This window comes from Paenisporosarcina macmurdoensis (genome assembly GCF_042658845.1).
GTDB lineage: Bacteria > Bacillota > Bacilli > Bacillales_A > Planococcaceae > Paenisporosarcina > Paenisporosarcina macmurdoensis.
On sequence record NZ_JBHSRI010000007.1, the window covers coordinates 128,588 to 153,063 of the forward strand.

Annotated in this window: 23 protein-coding genes; 22 read left to right on the top strand and 1 reads right to left on the bottom strand. The window is 37.3% G+C overall.

Annotation, left to right across the window (positions count from 1 at the left end):
- Positions 1 to 115: 115 nt before the first annotated feature.
- The 18 genes from hflK to ACFPYN_RS07235 all read left to right on the top strand — a co-directional run bounded on the left by hflK (position 116) and on the right by ACFPYN_RS07235 (position 19,337).
- Positions 116 to 1,075, top strand: coding sequence for an FtsH protease activity modulator HflK (gene hflK / locus ACFPYN_RS07150; RefSeq protein WP_377733296.1), 960 nt, complete (start codon positions 116 to 118; stop codon positions 1,073 to 1,075).
- A complete protein-coding gene (gene hflC / locus ACFPYN_RS07155) occupies positions 1,075 to 2,067 on the top strand; it encodes a protease modulator HflC (RefSeq protein WP_377733297.1) in 993 nt (330 codons plus the stop codon). Before hflK ends, hflC begins: the two co-directional genes overlap by 1 nt.
- Before the next feature lie 394 nt (positions 2,068 to 2,461).
- Positions 2,462 to 5,086 (top strand): DNA polymerase I, encoded by a 2,625-nt coding sequence (polA, locus tag ACFPYN_RS07160; RefSeq protein WP_377733298.1) that lies wholly within the window; start codon positions 2,462 to 2,464, stop codon positions 5,084 to 5,086.
- 12 nt (positions 5,087 to 5,098) lie between these two features.
- The gene (mutM, locus tag ACFPYN_RS07165) at positions 5,099 to 5,971 is read left to right on the top strand and encodes a bifunctional DNA-formamidopyrimidine glycosylase/DNA-(apurinic or apyrimidinic site) lyase (protein ID WP_377733299.1); all 873 of its coding nucleotides are present in this window, start codon (positions 5,099 to 5,101) and stop codon (positions 5,969 to 5,971) included.
- A 15-nt stretch (positions 5,972 to 5,986) separates the two neighbouring features.
- A complete protein-coding gene (gene coaE / locus ACFPYN_RS07170; RefSeq protein WP_377733300.1) occupies positions 5,987 to 6,577 on the top strand; it encodes a dephospho-CoA kinase in 591 nt (196 codons plus the stop codon).
- Between the two features lie 126 nt (positions 6,578 to 6,703).
- Positions 6,704 to 7,726 carry a glyceraldehyde-3-phosphate dehydrogenase gene (locus ACFPYN_RS07175; RefSeq protein WP_377733301.1) on the top strand — a complete coding sequence of 341 codons (1,023 nt, stop codon included), beginning with the start codon at positions 6,704 to 6,706 and terminating at the stop codon, positions 7,724 to 7,726.
- 215 nt (positions 7,727 to 7,941) lie between these two features.
- Positions 7,942 to 8,325, top strand: coding sequence for an adenosylmethionine decarboxylase (speD, locus tag ACFPYN_RS07180; RefSeq protein ID WP_377733365.1), 384 nt, complete (start codon positions 7,942 to 7,944; stop codon positions 8,323 to 8,325).
- 119 nt (positions 8,326 to 8,444) lie between these two features.
- Complete coding sequence (gene nrdR, locus ACFPYN_RS07185; RefSeq protein ID WP_377733302.1) at positions 8,445 to 8,912, top strand: transcriptional regulator NrdR; 468 nt, start codon at positions 8,445 to 8,447, stop codon at positions 8,910 to 8,912.
- An 18-nt stretch (positions 8,913 to 8,930) separates the two neighbouring features.
- Positions 8,931 to 10,331 carry a replication initiation and membrane attachment family protein gene (locus tag ACFPYN_RS07190; protein ID WP_377733303.1) on the top strand — a complete coding sequence of 467 codons (1,401 nt, stop codon included), beginning with the start codon at positions 8,931 to 8,933 and terminating at the stop codon, positions 10,329 to 10,331.
- On the top strand, positions 10,315 to 11,256 hold the full coding sequence (gene dnaI, locus ACFPYN_RS07195; RefSeq protein ID WP_377733304.1) for a primosomal protein DnaI: 942 nt from the start codon (positions 10,315 to 10,317) through the stop codon (positions 11,254 to 11,256). The genes ACFPYN_RS07190 and dnaI overlap by 17 nt, the downstream gene beginning before the upstream one ends.
- A gap of 374 nt (positions 11,257 to 11,630) precedes the next feature.
- Positions 11,631 to 12,698, top strand: coding sequence for a Fe(3+) ABC transporter substrate-binding protein (locus tag ACFPYN_RS07200; RefSeq protein WP_377733305.1), 1,068 nt, complete (start codon positions 11,631 to 11,633; stop codon positions 12,696 to 12,698).
- A gap of 72 nt (positions 12,699 to 12,770) precedes the next feature.
- The gene (locus ACFPYN_RS07205) at positions 12,771 to 14,402 is read left to right on the top strand and encodes an ABC transporter permease (protein ID WP_377733306.1); all 1,632 of its coding nucleotides are present in this window, start codon (positions 12,771 to 12,773) and stop codon (positions 14,400 to 14,402) included.
- Position 14,403: 1 nt separating this feature from the next.
- Entirely contained in the window at positions 14,404 to 15,141 is a 738-nt protein-coding gene (locus tag ACFPYN_RS07210) for an ABC transporter ATP-binding protein (protein WP_377733307.1), read from the top strand.
- Between the two features lie 391 nt (positions 15,142 to 15,532).
- Positions 15,533 to 17,455 carry a threonine--tRNA ligase gene (gene thrS / locus ACFPYN_RS07215; RefSeq protein WP_377733308.1) on the top strand — a complete coding sequence of 641 codons (1,923 nt, stop codon included), beginning with the start codon at positions 15,533 to 15,535 and terminating at the stop codon, positions 17,453 to 17,455.
- A 316-nt stretch (positions 17,456 to 17,771) separates the two neighbouring features.
- A complete protein-coding gene (gene infC, locus ACFPYN_RS07220) occupies positions 17,772 to 18,278 on the top strand; it encodes a translation initiation factor IF-3 (RefSeq protein WP_024534253.1) in 507 nt (168 codons plus the stop codon).
- 29 nt (positions 18,279 to 18,307) lie between these two features.
- Positions 18,308 to 18,508 (top strand): 50S ribosomal protein L35, encoded by a 201-nt coding sequence (gene rpmI / locus ACFPYN_RS07225; protein ID WP_377733309.1) that lies wholly within the window; start codon positions 18,308 to 18,310, stop codon positions 18,506 to 18,508.
- Between the two features lie 45 nt (positions 18,509 to 18,553).
- The gene (rplT, locus tag ACFPYN_RS07230; protein ID WP_377733310.1) at positions 18,554 to 18,913 is read left to right on the top strand and encodes a 50S ribosomal protein L20; all 360 of its coding nucleotides are present in this window, start codon (positions 18,554 to 18,556) and stop codon (positions 18,911 to 18,913) included.
- A 142-nt stretch (positions 18,914 to 19,055) separates the two neighbouring features.
- Complete coding sequence (locus tag ACFPYN_RS07235; RefSeq protein WP_377733311.1) at positions 19,056 to 19,337, top strand: DUF1294 domain-containing protein; 282 nt, start codon at positions 19,056 to 19,058, stop codon at positions 19,335 to 19,337.
- Positions 19,338 to 19,800: 463 nt separating this feature from the next.
- Here ACFPYN_RS07235 and ACFPYN_RS07240 read toward each other — a convergent pair whose 3' ends face one another.
- Positions 19,801 to 20,187 (bottom strand): sigma-w pathway protein ysdB, encoded by a 387-nt coding sequence (locus ACFPYN_RS07240; RefSeq protein WP_377733312.1) that lies wholly within the window; start codon positions 20,185 to 20,187, stop codon positions 19,801 to 19,803.
- 98 nt (positions 20,188 to 20,285) lie between these two features.
- Here ACFPYN_RS07240 and ACFPYN_RS07245 point away from each other — a divergent pair, with 98 nt between their 5' ends.
- From ACFPYN_RS07245 to ACFPYN_RS07260, 4 genes are all read left to right on the top strand, one after another.
- Positions 20,286 to 20,771 (top strand): dUTP diphosphatase, encoded by a 486-nt coding sequence (locus tag ACFPYN_RS07245; RefSeq protein WP_377733313.1) that lies wholly within the window; start codon positions 20,286 to 20,288, stop codon positions 20,769 to 20,771.
- Positions 20,772 to 20,841: 70 nt separating this feature from the next.
- The gene (locus ACFPYN_RS07250; protein ID WP_377733314.1) at positions 20,842 to 21,930 is read left to right on the top strand and encodes a M42 family metallopeptidase; all 1,089 of its coding nucleotides are present in this window, start codon (positions 20,842 to 20,844) and stop codon (positions 21,928 to 21,930) included.
- A 342-nt stretch (positions 21,931 to 22,272) separates the two neighbouring features.
- Complete coding sequence (locus ACFPYN_RS07255; protein ID WP_377733315.1) at positions 22,273 to 22,911, top strand: hypothetical protein; 639 nt, start codon at positions 22,273 to 22,275, stop codon at positions 22,909 to 22,911.
- Positions 22,912 to 22,997: 86 nt separating this feature from the next.
- A complete protein-coding gene (locus tag ACFPYN_RS07260) occupies positions 22,998 to 24,329 on the top strand; it encodes a YheC/YheD family endospore coat-associated protein (RefSeq protein ID WP_377733316.1) in 1,332 nt (443 codons plus the stop codon).
- Positions 24,330 to 24,476 lie beyond the last annotated feature (147 nt).

Consider the following 24,476-nt stretch of genomic DNA (forward strand, 5'->3'; position numbering starts at 1 on the left):
TTTCATTTCATATAAAATAATAAGGTATAAAGATATCCCTTTTATTATGATTATTGAAACTTTTCTACTAGCATAAACGTATCAACATTTAGAGATTAGAAAAGGGGATACATAGATGAGTATAAAACGAATATTAACTATTACAGCTTTAGCTATAGTTGGAGTCATTGCTCTTATTGCTATATTTACATCGTGGTACACGGTTGACGAATCTGAACAAGCGGTCGTCATCACCTTTGGTAAAGCAGAGGAACCCATTTTAGAGTCGGGTTTGCATTTTAAACTGCCTTGGCCAATGCAAAAAGTAGAAATCTTATCGAAGGAAACATTTAGTTTGCAATTTGGTTATAAACAATCAGCAGACGGTGAAATTGTGTCCTACGATAACGAAACAAAAATGATCACTGGGGATGAAAACATTGTATTAACAGATTTAGTTGTACAATGGAAAATCACTGATCCTGGAAAGTACTTATTTAATGCAGAAGCTCCTCAAGAAATCTTACATGATGCGACTTCTGCCTCTATTCGCTCCATTATAGGTAGTTCTTTGATAGATGAAGCTCTGACATCTGGAAAAGCAGATATTGAAGCACAAACAAGAGACTTACTAGCAACACTTATTGAGAAATATGATATTGGGATCTCAATTTTAGGCGTTAAACTGCAAGACGTGGAATTGCCAAATGCCGAAGTTCGCTCAGCGTTTACGGCCGTTACAGATGCACGTGAAACAAAAAACACGAAAACGAATGAAGCAGAAAAATATAAAAACCAACGTGAAAGTGAAGCAATTGGTGAAGTCTCAGCCATTAATTCACGCGCTGAAGGTCAACGAACGGCTCGTATCCAACAAGCAACTGGTGAAGTTGCTGTGTTTGAAAAACTCTATGCAGAGTATCGAAACAATCAAGAAATTACAAGACAACGACTTGTCATTGAAACACTAGAATCAGTATTGCCAAATGCACAAATTTACATCATGAATGATTCAGGTGAAACGGTGAAGTATTTACCTCTACAACAGCCTGCACCAGTTCCACCCGTCACTACTGAGAAAGAAGGCGGAAGCTGATGGATCAAAACAATCAAAATAACAAAAACCCATTCGAAAGCTTAGAGCAAAGGTTTAATGCTCAGTTTAAAAAGAGTAATAAAGTGCCTAAAACAAGAGAACCATTAAATCTGAAAAAGCATATAAAAACGATCATTACATTTACTATCATTTTTGCTGCATTACTTATTTTATTAGCAAATGTTTATGTGGTAAAAGAAAATGAATATAGAGTCGTCCGTCAATTTGGTGAAGTCGTGGATATTCGAACTGATGCTGGTATTTATATGAAAATCCCGTTTGTCCAAAGTGTAACGACATTGCCACGCTATCAAATGACTTACAACGTTTCAGAAGCTGAGATTAACACGAAGGATAAAAAGCGAATAATTATTGACAACTATGCCGTTTGGCGCATTACGGATCCAAAAGATATGATCACCAATGCAGGAACGCTAATAAGTGCAGAAGCAAGAATGGAAGAGTTCATTTATTCAGTCGTTCGAACTGAGCTTGGTCAACTAGACTATGACGAAATCATAAATGACGAAAATACCTCAAGAGGTAGTTTAAACGATCGGGTTACTGCTCGAGTAAATGAATTATTGAAAGCGGACAACTATGGGATTGAAGTAATCGATGTTCGTATGAAGCGTACAGACCTACCTCCAGAAAACGAGCAATCTGTTTATACACGCATGATTTCAGAGCGCCAATCGATTGCACAAAAGTATTTATCTGAAGGGGATGCAGACAAACGAACAATCGAAGCTTCGACAGATCGTAAAGTTCAAGAATTGATTGCAATCGCTAAAAAGGATGCATCGATTATTACAGCAGACGGTGAATCTCAAGCTGCAAAAATTTATAACAAATCGTTTTCAAAAGATCCAGAGTTTTATGCTCTTTATCGAACACTAGAATCGTATAAGAAGACTATCGGTGAAGATACGATGATTATATTACCTTCTGATTCTCCGTACGCAAAAATTCTATCAGGCTATTTAGAATAGCAAACAGAAAGGAAGCATCTCATAATGAGGTGCTTCTTTTATTTAGGCAACAAGTATGTGGTTTTCATACTTGTTGTCCCATTCGGAACGTGCGGCTAGAGCAAATGTACGATAAACAATAGTGTAGGTAAAAAACTTATTTTGGAGTGATTCCAACTTGAAGCGAGATTTTTCAAACTTGGACCCCGAAAATTACAACTTAGCGACCACTCACCTCAAATATACCGCTTTAAGAATGAAGTTTTCAGCAAGTGATGTATAACTCATCCTATTCCATCTAGTCTCACCTCTTAGAAGTTAGTCGTAGCAAGGGACGTCATTTTCTTTTCATCTACCTTACATGGTAATATGAAGGGAGATGACGTTTTTTTATGCGTAGAGGAGTGGAAAAGTTTTGGGCAAAAACAAAGTTTTATTACTAGATGGGAATAGCTTAGCGTATCGAGCATTTTTCGCGCTCCCATTACTGACAAATGAACACGGGATACATACCAATTCAGTTTATGGTTTTACCATGATGTTACAAAAAATATTAGATGAAGAACAACCAACACATATGCTGGTTGCATTTGATGCTGGCAAAACCACGTTCCGACACACAACTTTTGGCGAGTACAAGGGTGGACGACAAAAAACTCCGCCAGAGCTATCTGAACAGTTTCCCTATTTACGTAAGCTACTCACAGCTTATCAAATCCCTCAATATGAGCTTTCTATGTTCGAAGCGGATGATATTATCGGAACGCTAAGTAAACAGGCTGAAGCACAGGGACAAGAAGTAATCATTGTTTCAGGGGATAAGGATTTAACACAACTTTCTTCAGATACAACAACCGTTTACATTACTCGAAAAGGCATCACTGATATGGAAAAATACACACCAGCTCATATCCAAGAGAAATATGGCATAACACCTAATCAAATTATTGATATGAAAGGTTTGATGGGTGATTCTTCAGATAATATTCCAGGTGTTCCTGGTGTTGGGGAAAAAACAGCACTTAAACTTTTAGTTGAACATCACTCAGTTGATGGTGTTTATGAAGCCATTGATCAGCTTAAAGGAAAACTTAAAGAGAAACTAGAAGCCAATGAAGAACAAGCAAAAATGAGTAAAGTACTGGCAACCATCGAAACAGAGGCTCCTATTACAATTGGTCTCGACGATTTATCGTATCAAGGACCAGACATGGACCAGGTTATTAAAATTTGGCAAGAGTTGGCCTTTAAGTCTCTACTCGAAAAAACAACATATGCTCAAGTCGAAGAAGCAAAGTCTGAAATTACATTCACTCAGTTGACTGAAATAACGGAAGAACATCTATCTGATGAAATGGCTGTTCATTTAGAACTATACGATGAACAATATCATACGGCAGATATGTTAGGTATTGCACTTGTCGATGACAAACATGCTTACTTCATTAAGGTAGAAGATGCATTTGCTTCTGAATCATTCCGTACGTGGTTAGCTGACGATAGTAAGAAGAAACGATTAGTTGATTCGAAAGCCTCTCTTGCAGCCTTTCATCGTAATGATGTCTTGCTCGACGGAGTTGAATTCGATTTCGTCTTAGCTGCGTATATTGTTAATCCGGCCATTACGTCTGACGATGTCGCTGTGTTGTCTCGCGAATTCGGATACGGTGATGTATTTACGAATGAACAAGTGTATGGCAAAGGAGCAAAGAAATCGGTTCCTTCTGACGCTGAGCTTGGTGAGCATATTGTAAGAAAAGCAATGGCTGTGTGGAATTTGCGCACCATAATGGATAACAAATTAAAAGACAATGAACAATATGAACTTTATCAAGATTTAGAATTACCCTTGGCAACAATTTTAGGGAAAATGGAGTCTGATGGAGTAAAAGTGGATCGTCAAACACTTGTTGATATTGGTGAAGATTTAGCTGGAAAGCTAACGGAGATTGAACAAACGATTTATCATGCTGCTGGAGAGACCTTTAATATTAATTCGCCTAAACAGTTAGGTGTGATTTTATTTGAAAAACTAGGACTTCCAGCTCTGAAAAAAACGAAAACGGGTTATTCGACCGCCGCAGACGTTTTGGAGAAATTAGAAGGTAAACATGAAGTGATTTCACATATTCTGTTATTCCGTCAATTAGGGAAGCTACAGTCTACGTATATTGAAGGATTATTGAAAGAAATTCATACAGATGATGGCAAAATTCATACGAGATACCAACAAGCTCTCACACAAACAGGTCGTTTGAGTTCAACAAATCCCAATTTACAAAACATTCCTGTGCGACTTGAAGAAGGACGTAAAATACGTAAAGCTTTTGTTCCTTCACAACCAGGCTGGATCTTATTTGCGGCAGATTATTCTCAAATCGAGTTGCGTGTTTTAGCACATATGTCCGATGATGAAGAATTAATCGACGCTTTCCGAAATGATTTAGATATTCATACGAAAACAGCAATGGATGTTTTCCATGTAGAAGCGGAAGCTGTAACGTCTGATATGCGTCGTGCTGCGAAAGCAGTAAACTTCGGAATTGTTTATGGAATCAGTGATTATGGATTGTCACAAAACCTATCTATTACACGTAAAGAAGCAGCAGAATTTATCGATCGTTATTTAAAGAGCTTTCCAGGAGTCAAACAATACATGGATGACATCGTTCATGATGCTAAACAAAAAGGCTTTGTTACAACCATATTAAACAGAAGAAGATACTTGCCTGACATTACAAGCTCAAACTTTAATTTGCGAGGCTTTGCTGAACGAACTGCGATGAATACACCTATTCAAGGGAGTGCCGCAGATATTATTAAGAAAGCCATGATTGATATGGCTGCTCGTTTAGAAAAAGATAATTTACAAGCGAAGATGCTTCTTCAAGTACATGATGAGTTAATTTTTGAAGCACCTCCAGAAGAAATTGCGATATTAGAAAAAATTGTACCTGAAGTGATGGAGCATGCGATTGAATTAAAAGTTCCACTTAAAGTGGATTATGCATATGGTCCAACTTGGTACGATACGAAGTAAGGGGGCAAAAAAATGCCTGAATTACCTGAGGTAGAGGGAGTAGTTAACTCCCTTAAACCTGTGGCTACTGGAAAGACTATTAAAAGAGTAACTATTTCACCGGTCTTAGAAGTGTCTCGTAAGGCAGGGAAGCAAGCTATCATCAAAGGAACCGAGCTTGCTGATTTCCAACAAGGACTAGCAGATGCAAAAATCATTCAAATAGTAAGAAGATCAAAATATATCTATTTTCATGTAGAGAAAGATCAGCAGAGCATGTTATTGGTGAATCATTTAGGTATGACAGGTGCTTGGTTTTATGTTCACGAAACGCATGAGATATCAGAAGAGAAATTCAGAAAACACATACATGTGATCTTCCACTTAGACGACGATATGTTGTTGGTGTATGCGGATATTCGAAGGTTTGGTGAAATGCGGTTACTTCAATCAGAAGGACAATTCCCACCTCTACTACTTATGGCTCCTGAACCGTTCGATGAGCCGGCACTAGACCATTTTCTAGACTTGACTAAGCTGGTTAAATACCGAAACAAGTCCATAAAAGAAGTGATTATGGATGGACAGGTCATTTCTGGCTGCGGCAATATTTATGCGACAGAAGCGTTATTTCGTCTGCATATTCACCCAGCGAGAAAAGTAAATCGCATTAGCCAAAAAAGACTTACAGTACTTTTTCATATGGTAGTCGATGTATTAAATGAAAGTATTTTAGCAGGTGGGAGTTCTATTTCAGACTATCGCAACATCAACGGTGAAGCTGGTGGTATGCAAGATAGACTGCAAATGTACGGGAAGAAACAATGCCCACAATGCTTAATCCCAACAAAACAATGTGTTCTAGGAGGACGAAACTCTTGGTACTGTCCTTCATGTCAAAGATAAGAGGGTGAACATAAGATGATTATAGGATTAACAGGAAGTATTGCGAGTGGCAAGAGCACGATTTCAGCCATGTTAAAAGAAAAAGGATATCCGATTATCGATGCTGACTTAGTTGCGCGATTAGTCGTAGAACCAGGGACATCAAATTTGCGAGAAATTGAGCATACATTTGGGCATGCAGTCACGCATGAGGATGGCACATTAAATCGTGACGCTCTGGGTAAACTTATTTTTGACGATCCTGCAAAAAGGAAACAATTAAACGACTTGATGCATCCAGCTATTCGAAGCGAAATGTTGCGCCAAAGAGATGAACTCTTTGAAAGTGGTCAAAAAACCTTGATTATGGATATTCCCCTTCTTTTTGAAAGTAGATTGCAACACTTCGTAGATAAAATACTAGTCGTATCTGTAACTGAAGAAATGCAGTTGCAACGATTGATGAGTCGCAATTCTCTTTCAGAAGAAGAAGCATCATCAAGAATTCAGTCACAATTACCAATTTCCGAGAAAGAAAAAGGTGCCGATGCGGTAATCTATAATAATGGATCCATTGAACAATCAAAGGAACAATTAGAGCGGATATTAGTCGAGTGGGACATTTAACGTCCCGCTTTCTGAAAAATAGAACATTTCTACATTGCCAACTTTAGGTTTATCTTAATATAAAATGTGTTATACTAATTTCAGGATTAAGACTAACAGTAGAACATACTTGTAGGAGGATTTTTGATGCCAGCTTCTATAGCAATCAATGGTTTTGGCCGCATAGGTCGTATGGTTTTTCGTCAGGCAATACTTCAAAATGATATAAATGTTGTGGCAATTAATGCAACATATCCACCAGAAACTTTAGCACATTTGATAAAGTATGACACAAATCACGGGACGTTTTCCGCGGATGTGAGTGTTGAAGGAAATGCATTAATCGTAAATGGTAAACGAGTTCTACTTGTGAGCGATCGTGACCCATTGAATTTACCATGGAAAGAAATGAACATAGATATTGTCATTGAAGCAACTGGGAAATTTAATGAACGTGAAAGAGCTGCTTTGCATTTACAAGCAGGAGCTAAAAAAGTAATTTTGACAGCACCTGGAAAAAATGAAGACATAACGATTGTAATGGGTGTAAATGAAGATCAATTAAATATTGAAAAACATGACATCATATCTAATGCAAGTTGTACAACGAATTGTTTGGCTCCAGTAGCAAAAGTACTAAATGATACGTTTGGCATCGAAAATGGTCTTATGACAACTGTTCATGCATATACGAATGATCAAATGAATCTTGATAATCCACATAAAGATTTACGTCGTGCAAGAGCTTGTGCTCAATCAATTATTCCTACTTCAACGGGTGCTGCGAAAGCGCTATCATTAGTTTTGCCTGAGTTGAAAGGTAAACTTCACGGTCTTTCTCTCCGTGTGCCTACACCTAATGTGTCACTAGTTGATCTTGTTGTAGACCTTCAAACAGACGTAACTGTTGAAGAAGTAAACGCTGCATTTATTGAAGCTTCTAAGGGTGCTATGAAAGGGATCCTTGGATTTACAACTGAACCACTTGTATCCATTGATTTTAATTCAGATCCTCACTCAGCGATCGTTGATGGATTAACTACAATGGTAATCGGGTCACGTAAAGTTAAAGTACTTGCTTGGTATGACAACGAATGGGGTTACTCAGCTCGTGTACTAGATTTAACGAAAAAAGTTGGAGCAGCTCTAAAAGACAGAGTGAACGTATAATGAAAAATCCTTCCCTGTAAAAGACAGAGGGAAGGATTTTTTTCTTAATCTATTGCATTGTCGTTGAATACGTCATATAATGTGATTCGTGTACTTTAAATATACACTGACTACTTAAAGGGTTAGGACCTCTCTGGACTAACTTTCCCCCGTGGTAGTTGACTTTGATGATTCAAAAATAACCTTATCAAAGGGGGAAACAAACCATGGAAACAATGGAAACAATGGGGCGTCATGTTATCGCAGAACTATGGGATTGCGAATTTGACAAAATAAACGATGTGAATTTCATCGAACGTACATTTGTTGAAGCAGCACTTAAATCAGGAGCAGAAGTACGTGAAGTAGCATTCCACAAATTTGCACCACAAGGTGTAAGTGGAGTCGTGATTATTTCAGAGTCACACTTAACGATTCACAGCTTCCCTGAACACGGTTACGCAAGTATTGATGTATATACATGTGGCGATTTAGATCCAACTATTGCTGCTAAATATATTGCTGATGCACTTGGATCAAAAACTCGTGAAATGACTGAAATTCCACGCGGTATGGGTCCAGTAAGAGCGAGCAAACCTCTCGTAACAGCAAATGCATAAAACATAAACTGTTAAATGAGTAAGCAGAGGAAGAAATTCCTCTGCTTTTTCGATTTATATGGTTTTAATTTGATATAATAAGAACATTAAACGAATGCCGAAAATCGGGAGATTAAAATATGAGATGTCCAGCTTGCCAATATAATGGAACACGCGTCGTGGATTCAAGACCGGTTGACGACAATAAAGCAATTCGCAGAAGAAGAGAATGTGAAGAATGTGCATTTCGTTTTACTACATTTGAAAAAGTAGAAGAAATGCCCTTAATCCTAGTCAAGAAAGATGGGTCACGAGAAGAGTTTAGCCATGAAAAAGTATTACGTGGACTTATTCGGGCATGCGAAAAACGCCCTGTATCTCTTGATGTACTTGAGGGAGTCGTATTCTCCATTGAAAAAGAGTTACGTCGAATCGGAAACTCAGAAGTGAAGTCTGAAGATGTAGGCGAGATGGTCATGGACCGTTTAGCGAAAATTGATGAAGTGGCCTATGTTCGCTTCGCTTCCGTTTACCGCCAATTTAAAGACATTAATGTATTTATTGATGAACTAAAAGACTTATTAAAGAAAAATCCAGAAAACAAGTAGAAAGGAACAGGGTGTTGTATGCAACTTTTGTTTAAAGAACTTCAACCAGTAGATAGCTTCATCATCCAAATGCCTTATCCACTTGCTGATACAGATCGTCAACTCGTCACTATGTTGTACAAGCCAATCATTGGTTCGGATGCGATGAGTTTATACTGCACATTGTGGGCAGAATCTGAGAGTCATATTACGGAGCAATTATCTCATTATTATTTAATGGATGTTTTGAATATGTCATTAAAAAAAATATTTGATGCCCGAGTAGCTCTCGAAGCGATTGGTTTAATGAAAACGTGGAAAAAAGATGATCATGATAAACGCTTGTTTATTTATGAAGTGATAGCTCCACTTGATGCCGCTTCGTTTTTCAGCGAACCAATTTTGGCTACATCTTTATATAGCGTTATTCATGAAAAAGCTTATCTTCGTGTGAGAGAAAGATTCGTGAAAAAACAAGCTCAACAAAGTGGCTATGATAACGTATCGAGAGATTTACAAGACGTCTTTAAGAGCAATCATGATTACACAAAACTTGGACATATATTTAGTCCTGAACAAATGGAGCAACCAAGTAGACCTAAAAAATTACCGTTTTACTCAATGGATTTTGATTTCGATTTATTAAAATCTGGGTTATCTGAGGTCATGATTCCTTCAAATATATTGACCTTACCTGTAAAAGAATTAATTGCTAAAGTGGCTTTCTTATATTCGTTAAATGCACTTGATATGCAAAAAGTATTAATGATGGCTATTGATGATCAAAATCGTATTACAGAAGACCGACTGAAAAAAACAGCCGCTGATTATTATAAACTTTCGATTTCTTCAAAACCACCACGGCTTACTCAAAAGCTTCCACAACAAAATAAAGTCGAGACACAAGATATGGTGCTTTCTAAGGATCAATCTCTTATCAAATACCTAGAAGATACGCCACCACTAGAAGTATTGCGAGATTTATCAAATGGTAAAGAACCAATGCCAGTGGAAGTGGATTTAGCCAATGAACTTATTTTTAAATATAGTTTTCCGCCCGCAGTCGTCAACGTATTGTTGCAATTCGTATTAATTCGGGCCAAAATGAAGTTAAATAAGAATTATGTACACAAAATCGCAGCGCATTGGCAACGTGAGAACATTCAAACTGCAGAGCAGGCCATTGAGATATCAAGAAAAGAACATGATCAATATCTCGATTGGCAAAATTCTGCGAAGACAGCAACACCTTACAAACGAAAAAATGTGCGCGATGAGAAAGTTCCAGAGTGGTTTTATAAAGCGAAAGAAACACGCTCAACGAAACAATCAGTTGTTGAGAATGAAGTAACCGAAGATTGGGAAACAAAAAAACAACAGTTGCTTGAGAAACTCGGTGTAACAGAGGGGCAGGCGAAAACTAGTGGAACCAATAAGTGAAACATTGAAGCGTGTCGTTAATGCACCAGCATTTTCGGAGCGATATGAAAAAATGAAAGCAGAAATACTTGAAAATGATGAAGTCCAAGCATTTTTAGCTAAAAATGGTGAAATTGTGAATAAAGCGATTGTCGATCGCGGACTCGGGAAATTATACGAGTATACAACACAAAATCATGATTGTGAAACATGTGAAAACGTGGCTAACTGTGAAAATATCATGAAAGGCTATGTACCGAAATTAGCAATGATTCGTGGATTAATTGATCTTGACTATGTTAGATGTCGTCAAAAAATCATTGAGGATGAGCGTCGTGAAGTGTCTGCCATGATTTCAAGTATGCACATGCCAAAAGATGTGTTGAAAGCACGACTTGCAACGGTTACGTATGATCACAACACACGCGTTAATCTTGGTACTGCAGCCAATACATTTATGGAGGAACTTAAAACGACAGGTAAATTACCTTCGAAAGGTTTTTACATTTATGGAGAGTTTGGTGTCGGGAAGTCCTACGTATTAGGTGCCCTTGCCAATGAGCTCGCTGAACAAAAAATCAAAATAGTTCTCGTCTATGTACCAGAATTTTTACGTGAGATGAAACACGCTATTCAAGATCAATCGCTTCAAGAGAAAGTCGATTACGTGAAAAAAGCTCCTGTGCTAATGCTCGATGATTTGGGAGCGGAAACATTATCTACTTGGACTCGAGATGAGATCTTAGGTACAGTGCTGCATTATAGAATGGCTGAGAATTTACCGACGTTTATCACTTCAAACTTCGATTACGATGGATTAGAAGAACACTTAGCTTATTCAAGTAAAGGGGAACGAGAGCAAGTAAAAGCTGCTCGTATTATGGAACGAATTCGTTCAATAACCATTCCCATGCGTTTGAGTGGGAAAAACCGTAGAGATGGCTAACGTCATAAAATACGTCATAATTTGTGCTACCAGACTATTACTGTCTGGTAGTTTTTTGGTGGGAAAATGGGTGATGGGGAATAAATGTATGCTGAAAAGGAACATGGTGCTGTTGAATAGGAATAATTCCGTAGTGAACGGGAATAAATACCGAGGGAATAGGATGAATACAAAATGAATAAGAATAAAAATTGGTAAAGACTTATGCTATTTATTTCAAGAAATCAATCGAATAAATAATTAAATTTTTCAGAATAGTACGACTATGTTTATTTCAGATAAGAATTGTTGACAATTCTCATAAGCCATTTATAATTGAGATTGAGAATCGTTTTCAATAGCGATTTACTACATAACAAAGGGAGAGACATCCAGTGAAAAAAGCCTTATACCTAATAATAGCTTTAGCTCTACTTGTATTATCTGCATGTGGAAACGATACAACTACTAAATCCACGTCGAAGAAAGAGACAACTGAAACAAACGAAAGTAAAGAAGTAAACCTATATACAGCACGTCATTATGATGTTGATGATGAACTTTATGCTAAATTCGAAGAAGAAACTGGTATTAAAGTAAACGTCATCAAAGGTGAAGCAGATGAATTGCTTGAGCGTATTAAACGTGAAGGCGATGCAACTAAAGCGGATCTATTCCTAACAGCGGATGCAGGACGATTATTCCGTGCTAAAGATGAAGGTATATTACAAGCAGTATCAAGTGATAAATTAACAGAGCAAATTCCGGCTAACTTCCAAGATGAAGACCAAATGTGGTACGGCTTAACGAAGCGTGCTCGTGTCATTATCTACAATAAAGAAACAGTAAAACCTGAAGAGTTATCAACGTATGAAGCACTAACAGAAGATCAGTGGAAGGGTCGCGTCTTGATTCGTGGGTCTGAAAACGTGTATAATCAATCTTTGTTAGCATCTTTTATTGAAATTAACGGAGAAGACAAAGCTAAAGAGTGGGCTGCAGGACTTGTAGCAAACTTTGCACGTGATCCTGAAGGTGGCGACAGAGACCAAGCAAAAGCAATCGCAGCTGGTGTTGGTGACGTTGCAATCATGAATACGTATTACTTCGGTCAAATGTTAAATTCTGAAGATGCAGAAGAAGTTAAAGTGGCAGAAGGCTTAGGCATTTACTTCCCGAACCAAGACACAACAGGCACACATGTTAACGTAAGTGGCGCTGGTGTTGTAAAAACATCTAAAAACAAAGACAATGCAGTTAAACTTCTTGAGTTCTTATCAGCTCCTGAAGCTCAAGGTACATTTGCAGAAGCTAACTATGAATACCCAGTAAATGAATCAGTTGAAGAAACTGAATTACTTAAATCATGGGGCGAATTTAAAGAACAAGATATTTCACTATCAGTTCTTGGTGATAACAATGCAAAATCAATTTTAATCTTTAATGAAGTTGGTTGGAAATAATTAAATGAACTAGCCCTTGTTACGAATTTCCGTAACAGGGGATTTCTTGGGATTAGAAGAGGTGTTTGGGACGTGCAAAGAAGACTAACAAATGTAAATGTGTGGACGGTATCAGCAGCAATCATTATGATTCTATTATTTTTGCCGAACATAACGATCGTAATGGGTATTTTTTCACCATCCAATGAAAACTGGGCACATATGAAAGAATTCGTCCTAGGGTCTTTTATTCGAACGTCTCTTATTCTCATTAGTGCAACAGCTGTATTAACGATTTCTATTGGTTTAAGCTTGGCGTGGCTTATTGCGCAGTATCAATTTCCTTTACGTAAATTTTTGAAATGGGCTTTGATTTTGCCACTATCCATCCCACCGTTCATTGGAGCTTATACGTATCACGGAATAGTTAATTACACGGGTGTTATACAAACGACACTTCGAGATCGATTTGGTATGGAACTGAATCCAGCCTTTTTTGATATTATGAATTTACCTGGTGCAATATTTATTTATACGATGTTCTTATATCCATATGTTTATACGATTACACGTATTTTCTTATCGCAACAATCAGCCTCACTCATTGAAAGTGCTCGCATGTTGGGGAAGGGACCTTGGCGTACATTTTTCCAAGTCGTTATTCCAATTTCTAGAGTTTCCATTATTGGTGGTGCAAGTTTAGTTGTGCTGGAAGTACTAAATGATTATGGTGTCGTGAAATATTTCGGCATTCAAACATTTACTACCGCGATTTTTCAAACCTGGTTTGGATTAGGTGATATTGAATCATCAATTAAACTTGCAGCATCCCTAATGGGGTTTGTTATCTTTATCTTGGTGATTGAAAAAGTTTTACGTGGAAGACGTCAATACAGCTATTCCACAACAAAAGTGCGACCTTTGCCTCTTATTCATTTAAAAGGATGGAAAGCAGGACTCGCAACTACTTATGGATTAGTAATCTTGAGCTTAGGTTTCTTTATTCCAATTGCTCAACTGGTCGATTGGATGATTTTAACGTATGGTACAATCCCGATGGGTGAATTCTTAATCTATGTAAAAAATTCAGTTTTAGTCGCTGGAATAAGTGCAACAGCCATTATGGTTTTTGCATTAATCGTTGGTAACTTTAGTCGCTTAGTACATGGCAGAGTGGCGAAATTATTGCCCAAGCTGTCCATTCTCGGATATTCTATACCAGGAGCGGTTATAGCTGTGGCAGTTGTCACTGCATTCATCGCATTGGATCGTTTTTTAGTACCTGTTTATCAAATGGTTGGCATTTCGACAACATTGGTATTAAGTGTAAGTTTAATTATGTTAATTTCCGCATACATTATTAGATTCTTTGCGATTGGTTATAATTCCATTGAATCTGGATACGATAAAATAGGAACTGACTTCCGTGACGCTTCGAGACTTTTAGGTGTTGGAGTGACAAAAACATTCTTCAAAGTTGATGTTCCTATGCTGAAAGGTGCCATTATAAGCGGATTTATTTTAGTGTTTATTGATATCTTAAAAGAAATTCCATTAACATTAATTTTACGTCCATTTAATTTCGATACGCTTTCAACTAAAGCATTTCAATATGCAAGTGATGAAAAAATTATGGAAGCTTCACAAGCTTCGTTATTAATTGTCGGTATTAGTGCCCTTGCCATTGTTATTTTCTATAAGTTTCTTGAAAAGGAGCCGGATTAACATGTTTATATCCATAAAAAATGTTTGTTTTTCATATCCAAATACAAATAGTGCAGCACTTAACCAATTTTCAATGAATATTGAAAAAGGGGAAGTGATTTCAATATTAGGTAGAAGTGGTAGCGGAAAAAGCACAATTTTACGCCTACTTGCTGGACTTGAAAAACCAACTCAAGGTTCCTTAACGATACAAAATGAAGTGATATTTGATGATAAAAAATTTTTGCAACCAGAAAAACGAGGAATTGGTATGGTATTTCAAGACTATGCATTATTCCCGCACATGACTGTTGGTGAAAATATATTGTTTGGTTTATTTCAATTGAAAAAATCCGATAAGAAGAAAAGACTTCAAGAAGTTTTGGATTTAGTCGAACTTCAAGATTATGAAAAACGCTATCCACATCAGCTAAGTGGAGGTCAACAACAACGTGTTGCTATCGCACGAGCAATTGCGCCGAATCCGCATTTAATTTTGCTTGATGAACCATTCAGTAATTTGGATGCTGAACTGCAAGTGAAAATACGCAAAGATTTGCGTGAAATCTTGAAAAAAGCAAACATTACATCAATATTCGTTACTCATGATGAAAATGATGCCCATGCTTTGGCTGATCGCATTGTTAAATTGAAGGATGGATGCATCGACTTAATCGGGCGTCCTTGTGACTTGATTGGTACTCATCCACTTCAACAGATAACGCCTATTTTAGAAGAACGTGAATTATTGTCTGTTTAATTTCAAATTTTCTGTTGCATTTCATTTCATGCAAGAGTAGAATGTCAACATACGAATAATGAAATGCCAAGAAGAGGATAACAATTGTCTGTACGACTTTCTAGAGAGAGAAGCCATGGCTGGAAGCTTCTTAAGTACGATAGTCTTTTTACCACCTCGGAGCAGCAACAGTGAACGTCTAAAGTAACTGTTGACGGTAACGGCCCGTTAGCCGGCTCAAAGCTTCATCTTTTTAGTCTTGGACTGAAGAGAAGGAAGAAGGGTGGAACCACGAACTCAAACCTCGTCCCTTTCATAGGACGGGGTTTTTTTGCGTTCAATTTTTTAAAAATGGTGAAAATGAGGGTTCAAAATAACTTTTTGAACTACATCTAAAAAGGGAGTGTTCAACATGTCAGAGACAATTCAACTGAAATTTCCAGATGGTGCGATAAAGGAGTTTCCAAAAGGTACAACAACTGAAGATGTGGCAGCATCAATCAGCCCAGGACTTCGTAAAAAAGCATTGGCTGGTAAATTAGATAACCAACTTGTCGACTTAAAAGCTCCACTTGAACAAGATGGAGAAATTGCCATTGTTATGCCTGGAACAGACGAAGCATTAGAAGTGTTACGTCATAGTACTGCACATGTATTAGCTCAAGCGGTTAAGCGCTTATTTAAAGATGTTAGATTAGGAGTAGGTCCCGTTATTGAAAATGGTTTCTACTATGACATCGATTCACCGCAAGCAATTACTAAAGAAGATTTACTAGTCATTGAAAAAGAAATGAAAAAAATCATTAATGAAAACATTGAAATCGTTCGTCATAATGTGTCTCGTACTGAAGCTTTTGATAAGTTCAAAGAAGATGAATATAAAATTGAGTTATTGGAAGCTATTGCTGAAGATGATCAAGTTTCTATTTATGAACAAGGTGACTTCTTCGACTTATGTCGTGGGGTACACGTGCCTTCAACAGGTAAGATTAAAGAATTTAAGTTGTTGAGTATTGCGGGTGCTTACTGGCGTGGGAACAGCGACAATAAAATGTTGCAACGTATTTACGGGACTGCATTCTTCACTAAAGAAGAGCTTGCAGCACATTTACAAATGCTTGAAGAAGCAAAAGAACGTGACCACCGTAAAATCGGTAAGGAACTTAATTTATTCATGAACTCACAAAAAGTAGGTCAAGGTTTGCCGATGTGGTTACCAAAAGGCGCAACAATTCGTCGTATCATCGAACGCTATATTGTGGATAAAGAAATAAAGCTTGGATATGACCATGTATATACTCCAGTTATGGGGAGTGTTGAATTGTACAAAACAAGTGGCCACTGGGATCACTATCAAGACGATATGTTCCCGGTCATGAGTATGGATAATGAAGATTTGGTTTTACGACCAATGAACTGCCCGCATCATATGATGATCTTTAAAAATGGCATTCATTCATACCGTAACTTACCTATTCGTATTGCCGAGCTTGGTACAATGCACCGTTATGAAATGTCCGGGGCATTATCGGGACTTCAAAGAGTACGTGGGATGACATTGAATGATGCACATATTTTCGTTCGTCCAGATCAAATTAAAGATGAGCTTAAACGTGTAGTTCAATTAGTTATTGATGTATATAAAGACTTTAACATTGAAGATTATTCATACCGTTTGTCATATCGCGATCCAGATGATAAAGAAAAGTACTTTGATGATGACGATATGTGGAATAAAGCTCAAAGTATGCTGAAAGATGCAATGGATGAGCTTGGATTGGATTACTACGAGGCAGATGGCGAAGCGGCGTTCTATGGTCCTAAATTGGATGTCATGGTGAAAACAGCCATTGGTAAAGAAGAAACGTTATCTACGGTCCAACTAGACTTCTTGTTACCGGAGCGGTTTGATCTTTCCTACATCGGTGAAGATGGCAAACAACATCGTCCGGTCGTCATCCACCGTGGAGTCGTATCAACTATGGAACGTTTTGTTGCCTTCTTAATTGAAGAATACAAAGGAGCTTTCCCAACATGGTTAGCACCTGTTCAAGTACAAGTAATTCCGGTTTCAAACGAAGTACATTTTGATTATGCAAAAGGCATCATAGAAAAACTACAAGCTGCAGGCTTACGTATCGATATGGATGACCGCGAAGAGAAACTTGGGTATAAAATTCGAGAAGCACAGATGCAAAAAATTCCGTATATGCTTGTACTTGGCGACAAAGAAATGGAAAGTGGTTTTGTAAACGTGCGTAAATACGGGGAACAGAATTCTGAAAGTATTTCATTTGACGAGTTCCTATCACGCATTCAACAAGAAATTAACTAATTGCGGTTGACAGTTTAAGATAGACATGATAAAGTTATTAAGGTTAATGAATACAAAGTTTGTGGTATAAGTAGAGGCTGCCCGCTTCTCACCTGATTGACGCTAGAAGTAGTTGACAGGTCGACACACGATTAAACGTAACGTACTGTAATGTACTTGCATATATCGGCGGGCGGACATTTACTTATGTAAATGCCCGCTCGTTTTTTTATTGGTCGGAACGGCGTAACTGATTTATTGGAAGTCTTCAATAAACAATATGCCCAAACCATGTATTCGCGACACTATCTGGAGGTGGATTACTATTAGCAAAGACATGTATGTAAACGATGGTATTCGCGCACGTGAACTTCGAATTATCGACCAAAATGGTGAACAATTAGGAGTTAAAACACGTTTCGAAGCGCTTGAAATTGCCGCTAACGTTAATTTGGATCTTGTCCTTGTGGCCCCTCAAGCCAAGCCACCAGTCGCTCGTATCATGGACTATGGTAAATTCAAGTTTGAGAATCAAAAGAAAGATCGTGAAACTCGTAAAAATCAAAAGATTATCGTATTGAAAGAGGTTCGTTTGAGCCCTACAATCGATGAGCATGATTTCCAAACGAAACTTCGTAATGCGATCAAATTCCTTGAAAAAGGTGACAAAGTCAAAGCTTCTATCCGTTTTAAAGGTCGTGCTATTACGCACAAAGAAATCGGCCAACGCGTTTTAGATCGCTTTGCAGAGGCTTGTACTGAGGTAGCCACGGTTGAACAAAAACCGAAGATGGAAGGCCGCAGCATGTTCTTGATTCTTCAACCGAAGAACGAGAAAAAGTAATATTGACGACAGTTTAGGAGGAATTCGACATGCCAAAAATGAAAACTCACCGCGGAGCAGCGAAGCGTTTCAAAAAGACTGGCTCTGGAAAAATAAGACGTGCAAGTGCATATCGCAGTCATTTATTCGCAAACAAGTCAACTAAAGCTAAGCGTAAGCTACGTAAAGGCGGATTTGTTTCAAAAGGTGACTACAAACGTATCAAGTCTCTAATCGCTTACATGAAATAATACGTAACATTAAATTGTACGAAATAATAGCAGGAGGTAATTATTATGCCACGCGTAAAAAGCACACCAGTCACAAAAAGACGTCGTAATAAAGTCTTAAAATTAGCAAAAGGTTATTATGGCGCTAAGAAATTATTATATAAAGTAGCAAACCAAGCAGTTATGAAATCAGGTATGTATGCATACCGTGACCGTCGTAACAAAAAACGTAACTTCCGTAGACTTTGGATTACTCGTATCAACGCGGCAGCACGTTTGAATGGTCTTTCTTACAGCCGTTTAATGCACGGATTGAAATTAGCTAATATCGAAGTTAACCGTAAAATGTTAGCTGAATTAGCTGTTACAGATCCAGCTTCATTCACTCAATTAGCAGATGCTGCTAAAAAGTCAATGAACAACTAATTTCAAATACTTAAAGGCTGATGGATATTCCATCAGCCTTTTTTTACACGCAGTCAAAAGTCCACACATAGACTTATAGTTTAAGAGTATTTGAAATGACAATCTAGTCATGGACGACCCGTGTTTTCTTAGGAGGAATTTTATGTTACATATTATTTTTATCGGATTTTTTGTGGTCATGTCAATCATAACTTTCTTTACAATGGGTCATGACAAGTCTTCAGCGAAGGCAAATAAACGTAGAATACCTGAACGTACGTTATGGAACCTTGCAATTCTGGGTGGAGGCATAGGTGCTTACCTTGGTATGATTACCTTTCGTCACAAAACAAAACATATGAACTTTCGTATCGGCTTTACCTTATTAGCCATTGCACATGTTGCGTTGCTAATATGGGCTACGCCACTATTAGCAGATTTGTAAGATAAAGTGTCTGGAATCTAGGAGGGAAGTGGATGAAACGCCCACTCTCTTTATAGAATCAGGCACTTTTTTTCGGTTCGAACATGGGAATTGGAGAAATAAGTGCAGAGCGGTCATATAAATTCGGAAACCGCCCATAGTCGACATGAATCCGCTTATAGACATGTGAAAACCGCCGATAGTCGACACGAATCCGCTTATAGACCATGGATAAGGTCGACAAAAGCTGGAGAACTAAGCGCTGAAGATATGAAGAAGGTCATTGAAATTAGATAACCGCTGATAGTCGACACGAATCCGCTCATAGACATGTGATAACCGCCGATAGTCGACATGAAACCGCTTATAGATATGTGATAACCGCCGATAGTCGACACAAATCGGCTTATAGACCAGACCAGCAAATCAATCCCAAAACAACAATAGAAAACCCCGGCACAATACTGTGTCGGGGTTCAATATATTATTGATCTTTCATCAATTGTTCGATAGGGTTCTTCCAGCTTATGTCCGCGTCAGCATAGTTCATTAAAATCTCTTTTTCAAGAAATAAGAAATCATCTCGCGTAAAGCCTTGTAATTTCATCGTGTCTCTGGCCCACACAAAGATAGAGACCACTTCAAAAGCACTGTCAGTTGTACCAAGATATTTCTCGCCTTCAAATAATGCGCCTTTATAGGAAATGAAGAAATTCTTCCGAACGTTTTTTACATCATCATAAAAATAGTATGAACCCTTCTCATAGGCGTCATCTAATTTGCGTTTGGGATCCATTAAATAAGCGATTCCGCGATAAAATAAGTAAACAATAAGAGCGAGAATCAGAAATCGAATTAATACAACTATCATTATGAACCCCCCTCGGGCAGACATGTTATTATGGTATACGGATGAACTTATCCATTGGTTTCAAGTATGATCAAATTTTTTATTTTGGAGGCATTAACATGAAATTAAAACCACTTTTTAATATGCAAAGAAATCTCGATACATATATTCAAACGGAAAAAAACATTACGCATGATGTATTTCTCGAAAAAGGACTTGCACTTCTAGTTGAACTAGCAGAGTTAGCAAATGAAACACGATGTTTTAAATTTTGGAGTTCAAAAGGTCCGTCTGAAAAAGACGTCATCTTAGAAGAGTACGTGGATTCAATTCACTTTTTATTATCTTTAGGCAATGAAATGAAATTAGATGACTTGGAGTTATGGCCGGTTGATCACCCTGAAGAGTCACTAACCTTACTATTTTTACATACCCACACATCAATTAATCAATTTTTACTTGAACCTACTAAAGGAAATTATGAAGATATTTGGTCTTGGTATGGCGCAGTCGCTACGAATCTTGGATTTACACATGAACAAATCATTCAAGCTTATCTTGATAAGAACGAAAAAAATTATGAGCGCCAACGCTCTGGTTATTAACGAATATTTTGAAAACTGAAGACGTTTACATTATAATAAAATTGAAGTGTATATTTAGGAGGGCGAAATAATGACAAAGCTAGATGCAACATTAACTATGCTAAAAGAATTGACAGATGCAAAAGCAATTCCTGGTAATGAACGGGAAGCTCGCGATGTAATGCGAAAATACATAGAGCCATTTGCAGACCGCATGGATACGGACAACTTAGGCAGCTTGATCGCTGAAAAAGTCGGAGATGCTAATGGACCAAAAATTATGGTTGCCGGACACTTAGATGAAGTCGGTTTTATGGTTTCACAAATCGACTCTAAAGGGTTTTTAAAGTTCCAAACAGTTGGAGGCTGGTGGTCACAAGTAATGTTAGCTCAACGAGTAACCATCGTTACACGTAAGGGTGAATCTATTATCGGTGTCATCGGTTCTAAACCACCACACATCTTGTCACCTGAAGCTCGTAAAAAGCCAGTAGAGATTAAAGATATGTTTATTGATATCGGTGCCTCTACGCAAGAAGAAGCGATGGAGTGGGGCGTATCACCTGGAGATATGGTAACTCCATATTTCGAGTTTACGGTTATGAACAATGAAAAACTACTTCTTGCAAAAGCTTGGGACAATCGCATTGGTTGTGCCATTGCAATTGATGTATTAAAGGCGTTAAAAGATGAGAAGCACCCAAATATCGTCTACGGTGTTGGAGCAGCTCAAGAAGAAGTTGGCTTACGTGGTGCACGCACCGCTGCTGCAAAAATCAAACCAGACATTGGTTTCGCAGTTGATGTTGGTATTGCTGGAGATACACCTGGAATCACGGCTAAAGAATCAACAAGTAAAATGGGTGAAGGTCCTCAAATCGTATTATTTGATGCGTCGATGGTTTCCCATAAAGGGCTTCGTGACTTAGTCGTAGATACAGCTAATGAAAACGGTATTCCGTTCCAGTTCGAATCAATACCTGGTGGCGGAACAGATGCAGGGGCTATTCACTTAACCGCAAATGGAGTTCCTTCATTAGCGATTGGTATTGCAACACGCTATATTCACTCACATGCAGGTATTTTACATCGTGATGATTACGAAAATGCAGTTAAATTAATTGTTGCAGTGATCAAAAAACTTGATCGCGACACTGTCAATAAAATCATATTTGAATAAATAGGTTTTTAAAGCATCGCTTAGGCGATGCTTTTATTTTTCTGTTTATGCGAGAATTTATTATTGTTGAATGTAAATTAACAAAATGTTAATGCACAATATATGTCAGAAAAGCATAGTCCACGGACTATGCTTTTTTATTTGGAATTATAGAAACAAGGTATCTATATTAACACTCATACATTAAAAGAAAACAAAAAATAGAAATAATCTACTATTATGTCCTCTCGGCCTATAGCATCCCTCTTTCACATAATAAGTTATAGAGAGAAAGCGAATTTTCGATAGAGGAACCGTAAGAGGTTTCAACTTTCAGTACATATGATAGGAGGTGTAAGCAAAATGAAAAATGGCAATAAAATATGGGGGAAATTAGATGGCTGTGAATGTTTCAAATGTCGTAAACAAGAGATGGATCGTTACAAAAAATGTGACTGTCACAACAAGAAAAAAGATGACTGGGACAAAGAATACCATCGGTACAAAAAATGTGACTGTCGCAACAAGAAAAAAGATGACTGTGGCAAAAGATACGATTGGTACAAAAAATGTGACTGTCACGACAAGAAAAAAGATGACTGTGGCAAAAGATACGATTGGTACAAAAAATGTGACTGTCACGACAAGAAAAAAGAAGACTGTGACAAAAGATACGATTGGGATAAAGAGTGTGACTGTCACGACAAGAAAAAAGAAGACTGTGACAAAAGATACGATTGGGATAAAAAATGTGACTGGTACGATAAGTTAAAAGATTACTGGGATAAAAAATACGATTGGAATAAAAAATTTGACTATTACGACAAGAAAAAAGAGGATTGGGATAAAAAACACGAAAAAAAATGTGCAAAGTGTAGATATGTAACCATTTGTGTAGTCTGCAAAGTTGAAGAAAAACATGATTGGGGCAAAGAATTTGACAGTTACGAATATAAAAAAGATGACTGTAATAAATGTAGGAGGACATTCAGACAAGATTAAGTTCCAATCTGACAAATCATTTATCATTTATTAGACGGAAAAGAAAAGCGTCTAACAGAAGAAAAGAGAATATGGAGGTAGATTCATTGAGTATTATTTTTAAGATAGTTTCTATAAGTAACGATGGTCATTGTCTTTTTTTACATCCTACCCAATTTAAATTAATCAATGAAACCACGGGGACAACTACAATATCCTTTGGTTTAAAAGAAATGGAGGTTACATATCAACAATCAGATATGCTAAGAGAGAACGAAATAGGGGTAACGAATACGATTATAGAATATTTGCAATTCCCTTTAGGGGTTGATTATGAGATAGCAATCCACAACGGAAATATCACAATCGGTCCATTTATTGGACTATTAATTGCCAAATCCCATGCGAAACTCAAGAGAAAACTAAAAAAGCAACATCGAATAATTGAACAATACCCTTTATTGAATGGTGTTATTATTGCTTTTTCTTGGGAAGATATGGACCATAAAACCGAAACAATCCTCGGTTATTTATACAATTCATCTACTAAAGAATGGGAAAAAGGTACTTTTCCTTTTCCTACTGTCATAGTAAAAGAAATGGCATTGTCCAAAAACAGAATTAAATTTCTAAAGAATCTGTACGGCTCACGTTTTTTTAATTCAAATTCTATTAATAAGTGGAAAATGTATCAATATCTTAGCGATAATAAGGAGTTACTTCCTCATTTACCAAAAACCGTTCTCTATAAAAGACCGAAGGATGTATTAAATGGTCTGAAACGCTTCGGTACTGTTTATGTGAAACCGATTTATGGGTTAAAGGGAATTGGAATAATGAAAATGGTAGCGGAACCTAGTCGTTATAGCATTCAGTACCGATTTAAACAAAAAAATAAGAAGATGTATTTATCCACTGAAAATGAACTGCTTAATTATGTTAAAAATCATTTGAAAAAGAATAAATATATTATCCAAGAACAAATAGATTCACAATTACAGAAAGGCCATATTATTGATTTTAGAATTTTTCTAGTGAAAAACCAGACTGGCCAATGGGAAGATGTAGGCATGATCGCTAGGAAAGGGAGTAAGGGGAGTATTGTAAGCAACCTTTCTAATGGAGGAAGAACAAATAATGTAATTAAATTGATGGCTGAAACGTTTCATATTTCTGAAGATCAGGTCTTAAGTATCCAAGAAGCCATGTCTGGGATTGCAATTAAAGCAGCTGAAGAAATTGATAAATACGAAAATATCTATAGGCACGGTGTAGACATCGCTATCGATCGTCATCAACATATCAGTTTGATTGAACTAAACCATAGATATCCAGCTTTTAAAAACTCTTTTCCTAAAGATGCTGTTACAAAGATTTATTATTCGAAACTTTCATATGCAAAATATCTAGCTGGATTTCCTTTAGATAAAGAGAAGTAAAAGCTCGTGAAGCCAATCACTGAAGAACTCTGTACTTGTAGACACTTAAAAATACCCTGTTTTGGGTTTTTTAAGTGTCTACAATTTTAAGGAGAGAAACAGGGTTAAAAACATTTTAACGGACTAAAAATTCAGCGTTTACAATTG